Origin of the sequence: Blautia sp. AM23-13AC (assembly GCF_003435675.1) — a bacterium.
Classification (GTDB): Bacteria; Bacillota; Clostridia; order Lachnospirales; family Lachnospiraceae; genus Fusicatenibacter; species Fusicatenibacter saccharivorans.
Genome location: NZ_QTUL01000002.1, coordinates 506,323 through 506,559, shown reverse-complemented (window position 1 = coordinate 506,559; position 237 = coordinate 506,323). Strand labels below are relative to the sequence as shown.

The 237-nt window shown below is 38.0% G+C and carries 1 tRNA gene; it reads left to right on the top strand.

The features are described 5' to 3' along the window. Positions 1–111 precede the first annotated feature (111 nt). Positions 112–183: transfer RNA gene (locus DW642_RS04760), tRNA-Asn, on the top strand. The last annotated feature ends 54 nt before the right edge of the window (positions 184–237 follow it).

Genomic DNA, 237 nt, shown 5'->3' with positions numbered 1-237 from the left:
AAACAAAAGTTTTGCAGAAAATGGTTGTGTTCGGAAAGAAAGTATGGTATGATATATAGATGTTAAGTGTATGCGGTTTTGAAGGTATATCAGATATCTTCAATTGAATAATCCTCGATAGCTCAATGGTAGAGCATTCGGCTGTTAACCGAAGGGTTGTTGGTTCGAGCCCAACTCGGGGAGTGAATGCGACCTGTAAGAAACTCTTACAGGTCAGTTCTTTCAAAAAGTAAATAT